Origin of the sequence: Hyphococcus sp. (assembly GCF_965228385.1) — a bacterium.
Classification (GTDB): Bacteria; Pseudomonadota; Alphaproteobacteria; order Caulobacterales; family Parvularculaceae; genus Hyphococcus.
In genome coordinates this window covers 3,739,907-3,756,164 of sequence record NZ_OZ245810.1, presented here as the reverse complement: position 1 = coordinate 3,756,164, position 16,258 = coordinate 3,739,907, and the positions used below count along the sequence as shown (strand labels likewise).

The following is a 16,258-nucleotide window of genomic DNA, read 5'->3' as shown; positions in this document are numbered from 1 at the left end:
AACGCATGAAGGCGGCCTTGCGTTCATCGGGGACAGCGCCTGGCGCGCCCGGCCCCCCTGCCTGTTGCGGGCCCAGATGCGGCCGCTGGCTTTTCAGCGCGATACGCTCGACAGCGGCCTTTTGCTCGCTCACCACGTCGTTGATGCGCTCAACCTTTTCGGCGAGGACGACATCTTCCTTGTGTTTCTTCTCAAGCGCGCCGAGGCGTTCGTCATTGGCGTTCTTGAACTCTTCGAACGCATTCAGAAAGTCGCGCATGGCGCCGCGAATTTCCGCATTCGGCGCGCCGGCGTTGGTTTCGATACTCATACCTGATGTACTCCTTAAACTGATAGAATGGTTTTTGCGGTTGTTAGGGTTTTGGCGAAAAGACAGGCGTCCGGTTCCGGGGGAGGAGAACCGGACGCCCTTGTTACGGCCCGCACGTCTTCGAGAGGCTGGGGGACGCCCGTGCGAACCGATCTCGTGAAGGCATCGGCGTAATCGCGCGCGTCATATTCCGGACGCGGATCGCCAATGCGGGTAATGCGCGCCTTCGGCGCCATGGGAAATGTCACGACCGAGACTTCCCACAAATCGGCCTCCACGATGCGCCGGCCGCCCTTGATTTTCTGCGCGCGGCGCGTCTGGTAGCCGATGGAGAGCCCGTCAATGGCGCCGCCTTGCAACAGCGCATGGACTTCACGCGCGCGCGGCGAGGCCAGGAGCATTTCGCCCCGGATAAATAATCCGTGTGCGTCCTGGCGAAAGCCGGTCCAGCGGCCAATCGGCGCCTCCACCGCGTGCTGATAGAGCATGCGCACGGCGGCCGGCCGCATGGACATTGCAAAAGCCTCCGGCGCAATCACGTCGCCATTGAGGTCCGGCGCATGAAACACCGCGGCGTAGCCTTCGATGTCGGCGATGAGCGCGGCGGTCATGATGCGAACCCCGCTTGTTCGCCGGCCCCTCCTCCCCCGCCTGCGGGGGAGGTGTCCCGAAGGGACGGAGGGGGTGCGAGCTGCTTCGCCATCATTCGCCCTCCCCGTTGATGCGGTCGAGCTTGCCTTCGATGCGTTCCAGCGAGGCGGTCATGAAGCGGGCCTGTTCCTCGAGCCGCGCGGTGCGCTCGATGATCTGCGCATTGTCGCCGGCGCGCCGTTCAAGCTGCGCAAGCCGTTCGGTGGCCGCGCCCGCCCAGACAAGACCGAGCCCCGTCTGCACGATGACCGCAGCGCCGATGGCGACGGTGATGCGCAGTTCCTGCGGCTTGTCGCCCGGCGGTTTCGGGAAGGTGACGCTATGCATGGCGCTCTCCCGCAGGCAGGCCGAGGGCTTCGCGTTTTTCATCATCGGTGAGGAAGTCCGCGCGGGAGACGCGGGCCCACATGGCGTCGCGCTCCGCCGACAGCGCGTCGATATCGGCGGCGTGACAGACAATGGCGGCGCCGGGCCAGACGGGCGCAAGCCAGTTCGTCAGCGCCGCTGCGGTTTTCTTCACCAGCGGCAGGACGGTCTGCTTGTAAAAGGCGAGATTGGCCTCTTTATAATTCGAATACGTATTATCGCCGGGAATGCCGAGCAGCATGGGCGGCACGCCGAACGCCAGCGCAATCTCGCGCGCGGCGGCGTTTTTCGCCTCGATGAAATCCATGTCGGCGGGGGTGAGCGACATCGAACGCCATTCCAGCCCGCCGTCGAGCACCAGCGGGCGTCCCGCATTGGCGGAGCCCTGATAGGCGTCTTCCAGCTCTGACTTTAACCGGTCGAACTGTTCGCCGGTGAGGTTTTCAGCCCCCTCCGGCCCCTTGTAAACGAGCGCGCCGGAGGGCCGCGCGGCGTTATCGAGGAGCGATTTGTTCCAGGCCGATGCGGCGTTGTGCAGGTCGACGCTCGCGGCGGCCGCCTCCAGCGGCGACGCGCCGTAATAATCATTGACCGGATGAAAAAGTTTCAGATGCAGGATCGGCGACAGGGAACCGTCATCCGGTTTCGTGAACGTCACCGTGCGTCCGCCGACGGAATAGTCATAGCTTTCCGCCCAGCCGGACTTGCCCGGCCGCGCCTTCATCCGGTCCGGACGCAGGACGTATAATTCACGCGGCGTTTCGTCGAGTGCGACGGCTTCCAGATAGGCGTTGCCCGCCGTCTGGAGAAAGCCGTAAAAACTTTCAAAAAGCTCCGCGCCGGACTGTTCCGGGTTGGGGCGGGCGAGCAGGTCCGCCAGCGGATGATCCGCCATGGCCGCGCCGTCTTCGAGAATGTGCAAGGGCGCGGCGCTCGCCGCTTCCGCCACCAGCCGCACGCAGCGATAGGCGATGACGTTTTTCACGTATCCCTCGCGGGCGAGACTGGCATAGTCGCGCGGCGTCCAGGCCGGGGCGCCGAGCCTGTGCATGGCGATCAGCGCTTTTGCCGCGGAGGCTTTGGCTTCGGGGGCTTTTTGTCCGGAAGCCTTGCGGAAAAGGTTGGGAATTAAAGGCATATGTTACCCCCTTCCCCGGCTTCGCCGGTACTTCCCCCGTAAACGGGGGAAGAAGATGCATTCTGCAAACGGGAGGACTTTCCTCCCCCGTTCACGGGGGAGGTGTCTGCGCAGCAGACGGTGGGGGTGTTACGCAACATCAACAACTCCTAATTCACCCGCTTCACGCCGGGCTTTGGCGCGGGGCTTTTCAACATCAATTCGGTGAGCGCCCAGACGAGGGCGTCGAGGCGGTCGGGACTCTTCGACGACGCCGCCCCGGTGTAGGAAACCATCTGGTCTTCGAGCCCGGGAAAGGCGCCCACATGGCGCACGCGGCCCTGTTCGTAGAGCGCGGCCACGGGCTCGGCGCGCAAGCGCTTGCCGCGCGTCGCGTGTACGCCTCGGATGGGCGCCGCCGCATCGATCTGTGCGATCACGGCCTTCGCCATATCGCCGCCCTGATTAACCTCGACGACAATGCGGTCGGCGGAAAATTCGTGGTAGGCGGCGACGGTTTTCTCCGCCCACTGACGGGGCGACAAACCGCCCGCCGACCAGTCGGCGAGAACGAATGCGGTCATCGCGCCGCCGCAATATGCAACGCCGGCGACGACAATGCCGCATTCGTCCGCGCCCGCGCCGCTCGTCGCGGGGGGATCGACGGCGACAACGACACGGGAGAGCGGCGGCGCGGCGGTAATCCGCGCGGCCTCGATCATGTTCCAGGTCCAGAGCGCGCCGGCGACGTCGTCCACCACCTCGCCCATCAGCTCCTGGCGGCCAAGCGCCGTGCCCTCGTAAAGAGCGGCGATCTCAGTGAAAAAAGCGTCCGATAAATGCGCGCGGTTCTGATAGGTCGAGGCGCGCACAAGCCTGGTTGTCGCCGCGTTTATCAACCGCTTGATCAGCGCGGACGGGCGCGGCGTTGTGGTGGCGATCTGGCGGGGGCGCTCCCCGAGCCGCAGCGCGAGCTGCAGGTTCGACCAGGTTTCCTCCGCATACCGCCATTTGCACAGCTCATCAGACCATGCGGCCGTGAACTGATAGCCGCGAATACCGTCAGGATCCTCGGCGGAAAAAGCATAGGCGACCGCGCCGTTGCGCCAGACGAGCCGGCGGCGCGAGGCTTCATAGACCGGGCGCGCCGGTTCGGGTGTGATACTGCGTATGCCGGAGGGCCCCTCGATCATGACTTCCCTCGCGTCGGCGTATGTTTCAGCGACCAGCGCGATACAGGGCCTGACGGCGTTGTCGTTCGCCGCGCCCGCAGGCCGGCCGGCCATGGCGCGCACCCATTCGGCCCCGGCGCGGGTCTTGCCCGCGCCGCGCCCGCCGAGCAGCAGCCATGTGGTCCAGTCGCCTTCGGGTTCTGTCTGGTGGTCATGAGCGTTGAGTCTCCACAGCGTCGCCGCCACCGCCGGAAAATCCCGTTTGAGGATTTCCGCGACCGACAGTTCCACCGCTTTCTTTTTCAGCGATGTCTGTGACTTGCCGTTCGATCTTTCGGTAGATCGCGGCGGCGCGTTCGTCGCTGACGACGGGCTCTCCGGTTTCGTTGTCATCGGGTTCCTTTTCTTCATTGCGGAGCATCCGCTGCGCGACTTCCGCCGAACTCATCAGCGTGCGCAGCACCCTTGCGCCGCGATCGAATGCTTTCTCGTCGCCTTTTTCCTCGAGCAGCGTTTCGGAGCGATGCAGCGCCAGCTCGCGAATGTTGTCGAAAAGCCGGTTCCAGCTTTTTTCATCCGTAGACGGCGCGTTTAGCGGCGTTTGGTTTTTCAGTTCGTTTGTCATCATGGGGCGCATTATGGGGGCGCCCCGGCAGGGGGTGGATATCTATCCACCATCACTGGGAAATATTGAAGAATTCAACAGATATGTTGTATTTTCGAAGATGCGATTCGCGTTATTGGGGTATAAAAAACACCCGTCACGGCTGCTGTTTCAGAGGGCTTCCGAATGAAGGCGCATTTGCGAGCTTTTTATTCGTGTTGATCATAGTTGTTGCTGGCGTCATCAGTTTTGCCTGCTAAACAAATCCTGGCGATCATCCGGTTTCACCTCATTTTCCTGAAATGAATTCCTCATCCTGAGGCGCTTTTGCGCAGCAAAAGCCTCGAAGGATGTGCGGCGAACGCCGATTTCGCATCACATCCTTCGAGGCCCGCCCTTCGGGCGCGCACCTCAGGATGAGGTTCCCGGATGAGTCGGGCGAAACGCGTGTCCGCGCTGGGTAAAAAACAATACCCATTGGGAACGATTGGCGATAAAACGGTCCCCGGTTTCAACATTTTCTGGAGGGCCGGCAGGGGCGGTTATGGGACAAGTTTTTCCGGGCGATCCGGCGCCGTGGTTTCAGCAGCGCTCCTTCGCCAATCCGCGTTATGTTTTCGACACGGCGGCCGGCCGTTATCTGGTTCTGTGCCTGTTCGGCTCGGCCGGGAACGCGTCTTCGGCGGCGGCGATAAAGGCGGCGCGCGCGCGGGCGGACTTTTTCAATGACGACAGGGGCTCGTTTTTCGGCGTCAGCATCGATCCGACCGATGAAACGGAAAAACGCTTCGCCGATTCCTATCCGGGCTATCGTTATTTCTGGGATTTCGATCAGCGCGTCTCCCGGCTTTACGGCGCGCTCGGCGAGAATGAAACTTACGCGCCGCGCTGGATCGTGATCGATCCTTCCATGCGCGTCATCCGCAATATCCCTTTTCGCAAAGACGGCGCCGACATCGCCGAACTGAACGCGCTGCTCGATGCGCTGCCGCCGCCGGAAGCGTTCGCCGGCCCGGTCCTGCAGGCGCCGATCATTTTCCTGCGCGACATTTTCGAACAGCCATTATGCCGTAAGCTGATCGATCTTTACGAGGCCAATGGCGGCGAGGAATCCGGGTTCATGCGCGATGTCGGGGACAAGACCGTCGGCGTGCATGACCACAGGCATAAAAGCCGCAAGGATTATTACATCAAGGATGACGAACTGATCCGGCTGGTGCAGGCGCGCGTCATCCGGCGCATCGTGCCGGAGATCGAAAAGATTCACCAGTTCAAGGTCACGCGCATGGAGCGCAATATTATCGCCCGTTATTCGGCGGCGGAAGGCGGGCACTTCCGCGCGCATCGCGACAACACCACGCGCGGCACGGCGCACCGCCGCTTCGCCGTGTCGATCAATCTCAATGACGATTTCGAGGGCGGAGAAATCTGCTTTCCCGAATACGGGCCCCGCAGTTTTAAACCGCCGGCCGGCGGCGCGGTGATTTTTTCCTGCTCGCTTTTGCATCAGGTGTCGAAAATGACGCGCGGGTCGCGCTACGCCTTTTTGCCGTTCCTCTATGATGACGCCGCCGCAAAAATCCGCGATGAGAATCGCGGGTTTCTGTCTCAAGACGCGCCGGCGGAGAAGGCTATCGCGCCTTTGTGATCCGGCTTTCAAGAAGGCTGTCGTCGATTTCGTCTTCGGGGATCAGGTCCGGCGAGACAGCGATGCGCGCACGTTCGACCGATTTCGGATCGCCGGTGATCAGGGGATGCCAGTCGGGGATGGGCTTGCCGTTGGCGAGGCGGCGATAAGCACAGGTTTCCGGCATCCAATGCAAGTCTCCGGCGTTTTCCGGCGTCAGCCGCACGCAGTCGGGCACGCGCGACGCGCGGTTTTCGTAATCGGTGCAGCGGCGGCGCTTCGCGTCGAACAGCTTGCAGGCGACGTCGGTTTCGAAGACGTCGCCGGTTTCCTCATTATGCAGAATATAAAGGCAGCAGCGCCCGCAGCCGTCGCACAGCGACTCCCACTCCGCGCCGGTCATCTCGGATAATCGCTTTCGCTCCCAGAACGGTTTTTCTGCTGGCGTGTTCGGCATGTTTGCTCGAAATGGCTACTTTAGAACGGGGCAATAGCAGATATGCGGCGCAAGTGCTAACAGACGTACGTATTACCAGTCGTTTTGCGATTGCAATCGCGAAATTTATAGGGAAAAATATCGAAAAGGGGGATATCCGCGGACTTAAATTCGCGGCTCTAGGGGCTTTGCGGACAACCGCATTGCGGAAGAATGACAGACAAAACAGATTTTCTGGATGACGGCGGCGAGATGGGGCGCCGGATGCGGGAGACTGACTGGACCGCCCACCCGCTCGGCGCGGCCGGCCACTGGCCGCAAGCCCTGAAAATCACCGTGCGCCTGATGCTGACGACGGAACACCCGATATTCATATTCTGGGGGCCGGAGCTTTTCTGTTTTTACAACGACGCCTATTCGCGCTCTTTCGGGCCTGAGAAGCACCCGTCGGCGCTGGGCGCGCGGGCGCGCGATGTCTTTCCGGAAATCTGGGATATCATCGGCCCGCAGATCGATCAGGTGATGGCCGGCGAAGGCGCCACTTGGCACGAAAACCACCTTGTCTCCACCTGGCGGCACGGCGAGCGGCCCGAAATCTACTGGACCTACAGCTACAGCCCCATCCATGCGCCGGAGGCGGCAAACCGCGTCGGCGGCGTGCTCGTCATCTGCCATGAAACCACGAAGACGGTGGAACTGGGAAAACGGCTGGAAACCAAGGTCGAGGACGCACACGCGGTGCTGCGAGAGACGCATCATCGCGTAAAAAACAATATCGCGACAATCATCGCCATGGTGCGCCTCGAAGAGCGCCGGATCAAGGACGAGGCGTTGCGCCGGCCGCTGCAGCGCGTTCGCGCGCGGCTGGAAAGCTTTGCGAAGCTTTACGAGATGATGCTGCGCAGCGCCGACAGCGGCGTCATTGACGCCGGCGCCTATCTGCAAAAACTCTGTGACGCCATAGACGAGTTGAGCGCGGGTTCCGCCGAGGCCGATATTACTTGCAACACGGCTTTGGACAGGCATGAAGTGCCAGCGGACAACGCCATCGCGCTAGGGGCGATCGCAGTGGAATTAATCACAAACGCCCGCGAACATGCTTTTGAAGGCCGGACAACAGGCGCCATAGATGTCACGCTGAACACATTCCCGGACAAGATGATCCTGAAAATCGCCGACAACGGCGCCGGTTTCGACGCGGCGAGGGTCAAGCCTTCATCCACGGGGATCGGCATGGAGCTGGTCAGGCATTACGCCGCACTGCTCGGCGGCGAGATCGATCAGCAGACAGATGAAAATGGAACTGTCGTGACGCTGGCGATGCCGCTGGCGTGATCCCTTATTCTCGCTGCTTGAGCCGGCGCACGATAAAGTGAGGCTTTGCCGGGGTGAAGCGTGCTTGCCGCACCGGAAAACTCATCATAACGTTGCAGGTTCACTGACATGAGGGGCGCTCCTATGCATTTTCGCAGACTGGCCGGATTTTGCGTTCTGGCGATGGTTTTTTCCCAGGCGACGGGCGCGGCGGCGCAGACGGACGAGGGGGCGGGCGCAGCGGCGCAGACGGGCGCAAACGCCGGCCGGCTGGAAGCGGATATGCGCTTTTTATCCGATGATCTCTTGGAAGGGCGCGCGACGGGAACGCGCGGCTACGATCTCGCCGCAGCTTATGTGGCGGAACGCTATCGCGCGCTCGGTTTTTCACCGGGCGGCGGCGACGGGACGTATTATCAGCAAACGCCGCTGCTGGAAGTTTTCTCCGCCGATGCGGACAAGGCCAGCATGCGCCTTTCCGGGCGGGATGCGCCGCGCCGTTTCAAGCGGGGCGAAGATTATCTTGTCAATCCGTCCTACAAGGACGCCGACGTCGATATCGAGGCGCCGGTCGTATTCGCCGGTTTCGGGTTCGTTTCCGAGGCGCATGGACGCGATGACTATGAAGGCCTTGATGTGGACGGCAAGATCGTTGCGGTTTTTTCCGGCGCGCCGAAATTTCTGAACAGCGAGGAGCGCGCCCATTACAGCTCGACGCGCGCGGAACGCGCCTCGGAGCGCGGCGCAATCGGCGTCCTGCGCGTCTGGACGCCGGCGCTGGAAGAGCGCTACGCCTTCTCGCGCGCCGCGGCGCGGGCCGGTACCGGCTCCTCCATGACCTGGATCGACGCGCGCGGCGAGCCGTTCAGCCGCGCCGAAAACATTATCGTCAGCGGCAATATCAGCCTCGAAGGGGCGCGCAAGCTGCTCTCGAACGGACCGGTTCCGTTCGATGAGATCCTCGCCGCCGCCGAAAGCGAGGCCGGGAACCCGCCAAGTTTTCCGCTGGACGTTACGGCGCGCATCAGAACGCAATCCGTTCACGAGCGGCTGGAGAGCCCGAATGTCGTCGGCGTCCTGCCGGGTTCGGACCCTGCGCTGAAGGACGAATATGTGGTCCTGACCGCGCATCTCGATCATATGGGCGTTCGCCCCACAGACGAAGAAGGCGACGACGAGCTTTACAATGGCGCGCTCGATAACGGATCGGGCGTGGCCTCAATGCTTGAGGTCGCGCGGCTGCTCGCGCTTGATCCGCCGCGCCGCTCGGTCATTTTCATCGCGCTCACGGCCGAGGAAAAAGGCCTCGTCGGTTCTGAATATTTCGCGCGCAATCCCACCGTGCCGGCGCAAAGCATTGTCGCCAACATCAATCTCGACATGGCGATCCTGACTTATCCGTTTACGGATATTGTCGCCTTTGGCGGCGAACGCTCGACGATGTTTCCCGTCGTCGAGGCGGCGGCGGCGCGCGCCGGGCTGACCCTCAGCCCCGACCCGCAGCCGGAACAGGGCTTTTTCACCCGCTCCGATCAATATTCCTTCGTGCAGGAAGGCGTGCCGGCGCTCAATATCGATCTGGGCTGGGCCAATGGCGGCCAGGAAGCGCAAGAGACATTTCTGGAGGAGCATTATCACCAGCCCTCCGATGAAATTTCACTGGTGAACTGGGACGCGCTGCGGCGCTTCGCGCAGGTGAATTACGAGATCGCGCGCGGCGTCGCCAATATGAATGAACGACCGCTCTGGAAAAAAGGCGACTTCTTCGCCGAGACGTTTGGCGGCCCCATGGAGGAATAAAGCCGGCGGAATAACAAAACAGGAAAGCTTGCTTGACCCATGGGCGTCGTTAGGACGCGGGTGAAAAGTTTTTCCCTTGTTTTTGAAACTATTCGCGCCGGGCTCCCGTTACTGTTCATGTAGCAGTATCAGGAGTTATCATTGAAAATAATAATCGGCGGCATAAGCATCGCCGTTCTCGCCGCAACGGCGCTCCCCGCGCAAGCGGCGGTCGTCTATACGGACCGCAGCGCATTCGAAGCCGCCTTGAGCGGCTCGGTCGTCACTGACGATTTCGACAACGACATTGCGACGGCGGACAGCATTACGTTCGATTCCGGCGTTGTCGCGACGAAATCCAGTTCGGGCGTCCCCCCGACGCTGAACCGCGTCAGCAACGGCGATTATGACGGGTTTGTCCAGCGCGACGATTTTCGAAACATTACGTTCGATTTTCCGCAAAGCGTTTCCGCTTTTGGTGCGGATTTTTCCGAATTGAGCTCCCTGTTCATCAATGGCGATTTTGACGGAACGGGCGAGACACAATTTTCCATCAGCGATATTGTCGGCTCGGACGCCGGGTTTTTCGGCATTATCGGCGAGGCGGATTTTTCCTCGGTGTTTTTCACGACGCTAGCCGGAACCGTCCTGACGCCGGGCGCGGCGCCCTTTGGCGGCGAGACCTTCAGTCTCGACAATCTGACGCTGGCGGGCGGCGTTAACGCCGAAGTGCCTGTTCCCGCCGCCCTGCCCCTGTTGCTTACCGGGCTCGGCGCGCTTGGCTTCGCCGGCAGGCGCAAGAAAAAAGCCGCAGCGGCGAAAGCCTGACAGGCGACAGACAAACAATGACCATTCGCCGGCGCCGCTGAACATCGCGCGCCGGCGTTTTTTATTTCGCCCGCACCCGATAGGCGCAGCGGCGCGCGCCTGAAAGAATATGTTCCTCGCGCTCGACGCGCACATCTTTGCCCAGCACATCGGAAAAGACTTTCAACTCGCCCGCGCAAAGCCCGGTGCATGATTTTGCCGCCGAACAGATCGGGCAATGATTTTCAATCAGCAGCCAGTCGCGCCCGTCCCGCTTCGCTTCGGCCATATAGCCTTCGCCGGTGCGCGCTTTGGCGAGACGTTTGACGCGCTCGCCGAGCGTTGTTGCGCCTGACAGCTTTTCGCCATAGACGCGCCGCTGCATGTTACCGTGTTTTTTCACGACTTTCGCCAGCCCCTCGACGCCGAACAGTTCCTCCACGGATTTTATCATCTCTACCGCCAGCGACTGGTGCGCGTCGGGAAATATCCGCGCTGAGGCTTGCGTCAGTTTCCAGAACTTTGTCGGCCGCCCGCGCCCCTTCGCCTCGGCGAAGGATTCAACCAGCCCTTCTTCTTCCAGTTCGAACAGATGCAGGCGCGCGGCCATGGCCGTCACTTTCAGCGCCTGCCCAAGCGCGCCGGCCGATTGGGCCCCGCGCCGTTTCAACAGCTCCAGGATCTGTTCGCGCGTCGCCCTTCCGCCCGCGCGCCCGCCGGTATCGGATTTTCCGATTGTCGCATTCGATATTTTGCTCATGTGATCTTTTTAAAAGTTATTGCTTTCAAAAACAAGGGGTATTATTGAAAGATTATTCTTTCTTAAATAGGGAGTGAAATCCATGACCGGCGAAACATCTCGTACCACCACCGAAAGCCCCGCCGCCCAGCGGCTGGAGCATGTCAATGTCATCGTCACCGATCTTGACCGCACCGCGCATTTTCTCATGACGGCGTTTCCGGACTGGCGCATCCGGGGGCAAGGCGGCGGCGAATGGGCGGGCGCGCCGCGCCGCTGGGCGCATGTGGGCGACGACGCCAATTACTTGACCCTCAACGAGTTCAGGCTTCCCGCCGCCGCGCGGGGGCGCCATCGCGACCTGCAAGGGACAGAACCGGGTCTTGCGCATTTCGGATTCGAGGTCGCCGACCTCGACGCGGTCATGGCGCGGCTTGAAAAGGCCGGTTATGCGCCGGATCATCAGGGTGAGGATCACCCCCACCGGCGCAACATCTATTACGTCAACGAAGAAGGCCTTGAGTTTGAGTTCGTGGAATATTTTTCCGGTAAACCCGAAGAAAAAAACCTTTATCAATAGGGCGCGCCATGCATACGCACCGAACCTGTAACGACGGCGGCGAACTCGCCGAATATCTCCGGCGGATTTTCGAAAGAGCGAAGTCCGCACGGACGCAACGATGACTGCGCCGGGCAAAAGGGGCGCCGGTGTATGACCGGCCACGCGCAAATTCTCGGCGTCCTGGGGACTTCCCGGCCCGGCGGCGCGACCGCAACGCTGGCGCGAGCTGTCTTCAGCCATTTTGACAATGCTGCGCTGATCGACCTCTCGACACTGACGATCGGTCCTTATTCCTACACACACGCTTTCAGGGATGATGATTTTCACGCGCTGGCCCTACGCATGGGCGCCGCCGGCGCTATAATTTTCGCCAGCCCGGTCTACTGGTATTGCATGAGCGCGCAGATGAAAACTGTGTTCGACCGCCTGACCGATCTCACCGGCGTTTACAAACCCATCGGCAAATCGCTCGCGAGCAAGGCGATGTTCGTTGTGGCGACGGGCGGCGCGCCCGCGCCGCCGGAAAGCTTTACGCGGCCCTTCGCAGATACGGCCGGGTATTTCAACATGCGCTGGGGCGGCTTTTTGTATGCGCCCGGTCAGGCAGTAAGCGCGCCGGAAACGCGCCGTGCGGCGCAAGCCTTTGCGCGCAATATTGTCGCCGCCCTGCCCGGGCCCGCCGGAACGTGACCTGACGGCTCCTTACTAGGCGGCCGCGAAGTGTAAAATCATCTCCCGGCATGTGTTCTGCGTCACACCGCGCGGCCGCGGCCTTGCGCTAAATTCAAGGCGTCATCAGGGAGAGAACCATGAAATTTCTGGCGAGCCTTAGCGTGTTTCAAACCGTTTTACTGGCGTTTTTGTGTCTGCGGATGATGGCTGTGGACGCGCGCACCGATGAAGTTGCGCAAATAGCGCTCGCCGCCGCTGCAGAACAGGAAGCCGCAGAGCGGCGTATGGCTCATCGCAACACGCAATGGACGGCGCAGGCCCGCGCTGCAAATGCGAAGCCGGCGCTCTCGGGCGAGGCGCAACCCGGCCTTAATGCAGAAGATATTCGCGCCATCTTTCGCGACGAACTGGCGGCGCTGCCGCAAGGGACAACGCCCGTCCGCACGGGCGCCGCTGCGCAGGCCGTCTCGCCGTCGCAAGTCCAGCGCCTGCAAACGCAATTCGCACAGGAACTGTCATACTTGCGCGCATCCGGCGGCGGCGATGCGGCAATCTCGCAAGTTGAATCCGTCATTGCACAATTACCGCCGGCAGAGCGCCGCGAAGCCTTGTCCGAACTCGCCAGAACCATCGCCAGCGGCGACGCCGACGCCCGACTCTAACGACGACGCCTAAACCATTCGTTTTTTAACAAGAGGGAGACGCTAAAATGAAACTTTCAAAGAAAATGCTGAGCTGCGCGGCCGTTTTCGCCGCCTTTTCCGGAGCCGCTATCGCCGGGATGGTGCAGCCCCTGCCGGTCGAAGTCAATCTCGCCAGTCTTTATGCGCAAGGCGACATGCTGAGCGCGCGCTATGCGCCGAACAAGAATGAATTTATCGGCTGTGGCGTGCGTAAATATGACGACGGCGCCGGCGGCGCCATCGCCTTCGGTTTCTGTCAGGCCGAAGACGCCAAGGGCAACCGCGCATTCTGCAATACCGACAACGAAGATCTGCTCGACGCCATCGAAGCCAGCGCCGATTACGGCTATGTTTCTTTCAGCTGGAATGAGAAAACCCAGGCCTGCACGCGGATCGGCTTTTCCAACCAGTCCTTCTACGTACCGCCGAATGTGGGAAGCAATCTCTAAGACCTGGCGCCCCCGCGACGCGGGCGGCGCATTGAGAAACCGCGGATCGCCACACCCTTCCACCGATCCGCACAGCGCCGCCCGTTCATGACGGGCGGCGTTTTTTTGGGGCGGGTCGCTGGCCCCCGCGTCTTGCCGGTCGCCACTTGCGAAAAACCGTGCTATAGCCCGTAATCGGGCGACGGGGCGAGAATGCACAGGCTTTTCAGACAATATGCGCGAACAGGCGCGGGCTTGCGCTGTATCCGCACGGCTGAAACATGCCGCCGGCGTTGACCGCTTTTTGTTGCGTACAGCTTTAAAAGGGAATCGCGCCCGCGAGGGGCGAACACAACGAAGGGGAATGTGCGTGCGAATTATATTGATGATGATCGGGCTGGTCGGCCTTGCGGCGTGCTCGTCGCCGTCGAGCGATCAAACCGCCGGGAGCGAAGCGAGAGCGCTTGTTGAACAGGTTTATGCGGGTTTTGCGGCCGGCGATATGGACGCGGTCACCGGCGCCATGGCGACGGACATTGTCTGGAATGAAGCAGAAGGCAATCCTTATGCGGACAATAACCCTTATGTGGGCCCGGAAACGGTGTTGACGGGTCTTTTTGCGCGCCTCGGCGGAGAATGGGACGGCTTTGCCGCCATGCCGCAGGAATATGTGACGCAAGGCGGCCGCGTGATTGTCTTCGGGCGGTACAGCGGAACCTATAAAGCCACCGGCAAGTCAATGGACGCGCCGTTCGCGCATGCCTGGACGGTGGAGGACGGCAAGATCGTCGCCTTCCAGCAATATACCGACACGGCGGAGCATGCCGCGGTTATGAGCGACTAGGCTTCGGACCGGGAGCGGCGCCATGGAATTTGAAGCCTTTCGCGTGATTGCGCAGATTGCGGCGGGGCTCGCCGGTTTTGTGGGCATTCTTCTTGTCATGCAGGACCGGCTGGCGCGCCTGCCCCGACGGCAGATGCTCGGGTTTTTGCAATCGAGCATCGGCACCCTCGCCTTTGCGCTTTTACCGGACCTTGTTTTCGGACTGCCGATTGCGAGCGAGCTTGGCTGGCGCATTCTCGGCGGTCTTTTCGGCGCCTATCATCTTTTTATTTACGTCTTTTTCCTCAGCGGTTATGGCGATTTCAAGAAGATGCCGCCTATCCAGATCACGGTCTGCATCGCGTCGATCCCGGTGATCGGCGCCAAACTGGCGCTCGGTTTCGGCCTTTTTCCCGCCTACGCATCGAATATCTATCACCTCGGCCTTTTGTGGACCATCGGCGTTTCGATCTTCTTCTTTGTGCAGGTGATTTTAAACGAGGCCAGTGAATGACGAGAAATATAAACTTTGACAGCGTGAACAAATGGCTGATGCTGGGCGCCAATATCGGCGTCGTCCTGGGGCTGATCATTTTGATCATCGAGGTCCGCCAGAACGCGGCGCTCACGCGCATCGGGATGGAGGGGCAGCTTTCCTCGTGGCAGGCGGATTCCGAATTCAAATTGACGACATCGGACTTGGCCGAGATTCAACTGAAATCAATTTACGCGCCGGAGACATTAACGCTTGAGGATATCCGCCGGCTTGACGCCATGTTCGTCAATATACAATTCCAGTTCGACTATCTTCTCGATCTTGAACACGCCGGCCTTGCCTCGCGCCAACGGGTCGAGACACACATTCTGAACAACGCCCGGTTCTATTTCGGCAGCCGTTACGCCAAGGCCTGGTGGAACGCCAACACGGTCGGGTGGGAAGGCACGCGGCTTTATGAGATCGCCGATCCGATCATCCAGTCCACCGATGACGACTTTTTGGCGAAACACTACAACAAACTTCACGCCGTAGCGCGCGGCCTCTCGGCGCCGGAGGTGTCCGAATAATGCGCCAGCGCTGCATCAACGACACGCACAAAGCGAAAGACCGCCCCGCCGCGCAGGCAATGTCAGCGCGCAGGTCAACAGATTTCTCATGAAGGGAACGTGAACCATGACAACGCCGTCGCCGCAGGAACAGATATTACAGATCGTCACCAATTACTGGCAGGGCTGCGCCGTGGGCGCCGCCGCCCAGCTTGAGCTCGCCGACATGCTGGCGGACGGTCCCTTGCACGTGGACGACATGGCCACGCGCGCCGGCGCGCACGCCCCCAGCCTTTACCGGTTGCTGCGCGCGCTCGAAAGCACCGGGATTTTCACACAAGTCTCGCCGCAGACTTTCGCCAACACGCCCGCGAGCGAATGCCTGCGCCGGCAGGCGCCGGGTTCGCAATGGGCGTGGATCCGCCTCACCTTGAGTTCCGACGGCATGGTGCGCGACGGGTGGAGCGCCCTGATGCGCGCGCTCGACAACGGCGAGCCCGGCTTTGACCAAAAACATGGGCGGGACAGCTGGGTCTATATGCAGGACAACCCGGAACAGGGCGCCATCTTCAACGAGGCCATGCGCGCGCTCGCCGCTGCGATCACCCCGGCGGTCACCGGCGCCTACGACTGGAGCCGGTTCCCCGTGATCGCGGATATCGGCGGCGGCGTCGGCTCTCAGCTCATTGATATCCTCGACGCAAATCCTTCCGTGAACGGTATTTTGTTCGACCAGCCGCAGGCGGTCGCGCAAGCCCCCGCGCATGACCGGATGGAAGCGCGCGGCGGCGACTTCTTTACCGAAACGCCGGAGGCGGACGCGTATGTCCTGCGCTGGATCCTGCATGATTGGGACGATGAAAAGTCACTCGCCATCCTGAAAAACATTGCGAAGACAGCCAAACCGGGGGCCGTCATCGCTGTGGTGGAATCGGTGATTTCCGAAACGCCGGAATTCGACATGGGCAAATGGATGGATGTGAACATGCTCGTCATGGCCGGCGGGCGCGAGCGCACAGCCGCCGAGTTTGGCGCGCTGTTCGAGGCCGCCGGGTTCGAACTGGAAGAGATTGTCGCCACGCCCTCGCCGCTCAGCATCGTCGCCGGCCGGAAGCGAGGGTAAG

At 61.3% G+C, this 16,258-nt stretch carries 19 protein-coding genes and 1 pseudogene; 12 read left to right on the top strand and 8 right to left on the bottom strand.

Annotated features, from left to right (window positions below; translation table 11 throughout):
• The 6 genes and pseudogenes from ACQK2Q_RS17825 to ACQK2Q_RS17800 form a co-directional block, all read right to left on the bottom strand.
• Positions 1 to 310: pseudogene (locus tag ACQK2Q_RS17825) on the bottom strand (phage major capsid protein); the annotation flags it as partial.
• A gap of 14 nt (positions 311 to 324) precedes the next feature.
• Entirely contained in the window at positions 325 to 921 is a 597-nt protein-coding gene (locus tag ACQK2Q_RS17820) for an HK97 family phage prohead protease (RefSeq protein ID WP_425411096.1), read from the bottom strand.
• A gap of 91 nt (positions 922 to 1,012) precedes the next feature.
• Complete coding sequence (locus ACQK2Q_RS17815; protein ID WP_425411095.1) at positions 1,013 to 1,288, bottom strand: hypothetical protein; 276 nt, start codon at positions 1,286 to 1,288, stop codon at positions 1,013 to 1,015.
• The gene (locus ACQK2Q_RS17810) at positions 1,281 to 2,465 is read right to left on the bottom strand and encodes a phage portal protein (RefSeq protein ID WP_425411094.1); all 1,185 of its coding nucleotides are present in this window, start codon (positions 2,463 to 2,465) and stop codon (positions 1,281 to 1,283) included. Before ACQK2Q_RS17810 ends, ACQK2Q_RS17815 begins: the two co-directional genes overlap by 8 nt.
• Positions 2,466 to 2,614: 149 nt before the next feature.
• Positions 2,615 to 3,907, bottom strand: a complete 1,293-nt coding sequence (locus tag ACQK2Q_RS17805) for a DNA-packaging protein (RefSeq protein WP_425411093.1) — start codon at positions 3,905 to 3,907, stop codon at positions 2,615 to 2,617.
• Positions 3,828 to 4,244: a hypothetical protein gene (locus tag ACQK2Q_RS17800; RefSeq protein WP_425411092.1), complete on the bottom strand. Its 417-nt coding sequence runs from the start codon at positions 4,242 to 4,244 to the stop codon at positions 3,828 to 3,830. Before ACQK2Q_RS17800 ends, ACQK2Q_RS17805 begins: the two co-directional genes overlap by 80 nt.
• Positions 4,245 to 4,764: 520 nt before the next feature.
• Between ACQK2Q_RS17800 and ACQK2Q_RS17795 the strand changes: the two genes are divergently transcribed.
• Positions 4,765 to 5,868 (top strand): 2OG-Fe(II) oxygenase, encoded by a 1,104-nt coding sequence (locus ACQK2Q_RS17795; protein ID WP_425411091.1) that lies wholly within the window; start codon positions 4,765 to 4,767, stop codon positions 5,866 to 5,868.
• On the opposite strand, the gene ACQK2Q_RS17790 is transcribed toward ACQK2Q_RS17795, so the two are convergent.
• Positions 5,852 to 6,304: a YcgN family cysteine cluster protein gene (locus tag ACQK2Q_RS17790; RefSeq protein WP_425411090.1), complete on the bottom strand. Its 453-nt coding sequence runs from the start codon at positions 6,302 to 6,304 to the stop codon at positions 5,852 to 5,854. The two genes, ACQK2Q_RS17795 and ACQK2Q_RS17790, sit on opposite strands and share 17 nt — an antisense overlap.
• 192 nt (positions 6,305 to 6,496) lie before the next feature.
• Here ACQK2Q_RS17790 and ACQK2Q_RS17785 point away from each other — a divergent pair, with 192 nt between their 5' ends.
• The 3 genes from ACQK2Q_RS17785 to ACQK2Q_RS17775 all read left to right on the top strand — a co-directional run bounded on the left by ACQK2Q_RS17785 (position 6,497) and on the right by ACQK2Q_RS17775 (position 10,204).
• A complete protein-coding gene (locus ACQK2Q_RS17785; protein ID WP_425411089.1) occupies positions 6,497 to 7,618 on the top strand; it encodes a sensor histidine kinase in 1,122 nt (373 codons plus the stop codon).
• Positions 7,619 to 7,741: 123 nt separating this feature from the next.
• Positions 7,742 to 9,397 carry a M28 family metallopeptidase gene (locus ACQK2Q_RS17780; RefSeq protein WP_425411088.1) on the top strand — a complete coding sequence of 552 codons (1,656 nt, stop codon included), beginning with the start codon at positions 7,742 to 7,744 and terminating at the stop codon, positions 9,395 to 9,397.
• A 141-nt stretch (positions 9,398 to 9,538) separates the two neighbouring features.
• A complete protein-coding gene (locus tag ACQK2Q_RS17775; protein ID WP_425411087.1) occupies positions 9,539 to 10,204 on the top strand; it encodes a VPLPA-CTERM sorting domain-containing protein in 666 nt (221 codons plus the stop codon).
• Positions 10,205 to 10,265: 61 nt separating this feature from the next.
• Here ACQK2Q_RS17775 and ACQK2Q_RS17770 read toward each other — a convergent pair whose 3' ends face one another.
• The gene (locus ACQK2Q_RS17770) at positions 10,266 to 10,943 is read right to left on the bottom strand and encodes a helix-turn-helix transcriptional regulator (protein ID WP_425411086.1); all 678 of its coding nucleotides are present in this window, start codon (positions 10,941 to 10,943) and stop codon (positions 10,266 to 10,268) included.
• An 82-nt stretch (positions 10,944 to 11,025) separates the two neighbouring features.
• Between ACQK2Q_RS17770 and ACQK2Q_RS17765 the strand changes: the two genes are divergently transcribed.
• The 8 genes from ACQK2Q_RS17765 (at position 11,026) to ACQK2Q_RS17730 (ending at position 16,257) form a co-directional block, all read left to right on the top strand.
• Positions 11,026 to 11,502 carry a VOC family protein gene (locus tag ACQK2Q_RS17765; protein ID WP_425411085.1) on the top strand — a complete coding sequence of 159 codons (477 nt, stop codon included), beginning with the start codon at positions 11,026 to 11,028 and terminating at the stop codon, positions 11,500 to 11,502.
• A gap of 132 nt (positions 11,503 to 11,634) precedes the next feature.
• A complete protein-coding gene (locus tag ACQK2Q_RS17760; protein WP_425411084.1) occupies positions 11,635 to 12,174 on the top strand; it encodes a flavodoxin family protein in 540 nt (179 codons plus the stop codon).
• A gap of 119 nt (positions 12,175 to 12,293) precedes the next feature.
• Positions 12,294 to 12,818, top strand: a complete 525-nt coding sequence (locus ACQK2Q_RS17755) for a hypothetical protein (RefSeq protein ID WP_425411083.1) — start codon at positions 12,294 to 12,296, stop codon at positions 12,816 to 12,818.
• 47 nt (positions 12,819 to 12,865) lie between these two features.
• On the top strand, positions 12,866 to 13,288 hold the full coding sequence (locus tag ACQK2Q_RS17750; protein ID WP_425411082.1) for a hypothetical protein: 423 nt from the start codon (positions 12,866 to 12,868) through the stop codon (positions 13,286 to 13,288).
• A gap of 349 nt (positions 13,289 to 13,637) precedes the next feature.
• Positions 13,638 to 14,111 carry a nuclear transport factor 2 family protein gene (locus ACQK2Q_RS17745; RefSeq protein ID WP_425411081.1) on the top strand — a complete coding sequence of 158 codons (474 nt, stop codon included), beginning with the start codon at positions 13,638 to 13,640 and terminating at the stop codon, positions 14,109 to 14,111.
• 22 nt (positions 14,112 to 14,133) lie between these two features.
• Positions 14,134 to 14,604 carry a hypothetical protein gene (locus tag ACQK2Q_RS17740; RefSeq protein ID WP_425411080.1) on the top strand — a complete coding sequence of 157 codons (471 nt, stop codon included), beginning with the start codon at positions 14,134 to 14,136 and terminating at the stop codon, positions 14,602 to 14,604.
• Entirely contained in the window at positions 14,601 to 15,155 is a 555-nt protein-coding gene (locus ACQK2Q_RS17735) for a hypothetical protein (protein ID WP_425411079.1), read from the top strand. The genes ACQK2Q_RS17740 and ACQK2Q_RS17735 overlap by 4 nt, the downstream gene beginning before the upstream one ends.
• Before the next feature lie 106 nt (positions 15,156 to 15,261).
• Positions 15,262 to 16,257 (top strand): methyltransferase, encoded by a 996-nt coding sequence (locus tag ACQK2Q_RS17730; protein ID WP_425411078.1) that lies wholly within the window; start codon positions 15,262 to 15,264, stop codon positions 16,255 to 16,257.
• Position 16,258: the final 1 nt, after the last annotated feature.

What these genes read in the sequence shown, in the direction of transcription:
- ACQK2Q_RS17820 (WP_425411096.1), bottom strand. Translation starts at nt 921, where the DNA reads ATGACCGCCGCGCTCATCGCCGACATCGAAGGCTACGCCGCGGTGTTT.
- ACQK2Q_RS17815 (WP_425411095.1), bottom strand. Translation starts at nt 1,288, where the DNA reads ATGCATAGCGTCACCTTCCCGAAACCGCCGGGCGACAAGCCGCAGGAA.
- ACQK2Q_RS17810 (WP_425411094.1), bottom strand. Translation starts at nt 2,465, where the DNA reads ATGCCTTTAATTCCCAACCTTTTCCGCAAGGCTTCCGGACAAAAAGCC.
- ACQK2Q_RS17800 (WP_425411092.1), bottom strand. Translation starts at nt 4,244, where the DNA reads ATGATGACAAACGAACTGAAAAACCAAACGCCGCTAAACGCGCCGTCT.
- ACQK2Q_RS17795 (WP_425411091.1), top strand. Translation starts at nt 4,765, where the DNA reads ATGGGACAAGTTTTTCCGGGCGATCCGGCGCCGTGGTTTCAGCAGCGC.
- ACQK2Q_RS17790 (WP_425411090.1), bottom strand. Translation starts at nt 6,304, where the DNA reads ATGCCGAACACGCCAGCAGAAAAACCGTTCTGGGAGCGAAAGCGATTA.
- ACQK2Q_RS17785 (WP_425411089.1), top strand. Translation starts at nt 6,497, where the DNA reads ATGACAGACAAAACAGATTTTCTGGATGACGGCGGCGAGATGGGGCGC.
- ACQK2Q_RS17780 (WP_425411088.1), top strand. Translation starts at nt 7,742, where the DNA reads ATGCATTTTCGCAGACTGGCCGGATTTTGCGTTCTGGCGATGGTTTTT.
- ACQK2Q_RS17770 (WP_425411086.1), bottom strand. Translation starts at nt 10,943, where the DNA reads ATGAGCAAAATATCGAATGCGACAATCGGAAAATCCGATACCGGCGGG.
- ACQK2Q_RS17765 (WP_425411085.1), top strand. Translation starts at nt 11,026, where the DNA reads ATGACCGGCGAAACATCTCGTACCACCACCGAAAGCCCCGCCGCCCAG.
- ACQK2Q_RS17760 (WP_425411084.1), top strand. Translation starts at nt 11,635, where the DNA reads ATGACCGGCCACGCGCAAATTCTCGGCGTCCTGGGGACTTCCCGGCCC.
- ACQK2Q_RS17755 (WP_425411083.1), top strand. Translation starts at nt 12,294, where the DNA reads ATGAAATTTCTGGCGAGCCTTAGCGTGTTTCAAACCGTTTTACTGGCG.
- ACQK2Q_RS17750 (WP_425411082.1), top strand. Translation starts at nt 12,866, where the DNA reads ATGAAACTTTCAAAGAAAATGCTGAGCTGCGCGGCCGTTTTCGCCGCC.
- ACQK2Q_RS17740 (WP_425411080.1), top strand. Translation starts at nt 14,134, where the DNA reads ATGGAATTTGAAGCCTTTCGCGTGATTGCGCAGATTGCGGCGGGGCTC.
- ACQK2Q_RS17735 (WP_425411079.1), top strand. Translation starts at nt 14,601, where the DNA reads ATGACGAGAAATATAAACTTTGACAGCGTGAACAAATGGCTGATGCTG.
- ACQK2Q_RS17730 (WP_425411078.1), top strand. Translation starts at nt 15,262, where the DNA reads ATGACAACGCCGTCGCCGCAGGAACAGATATTACAGATCGTCACCAAT.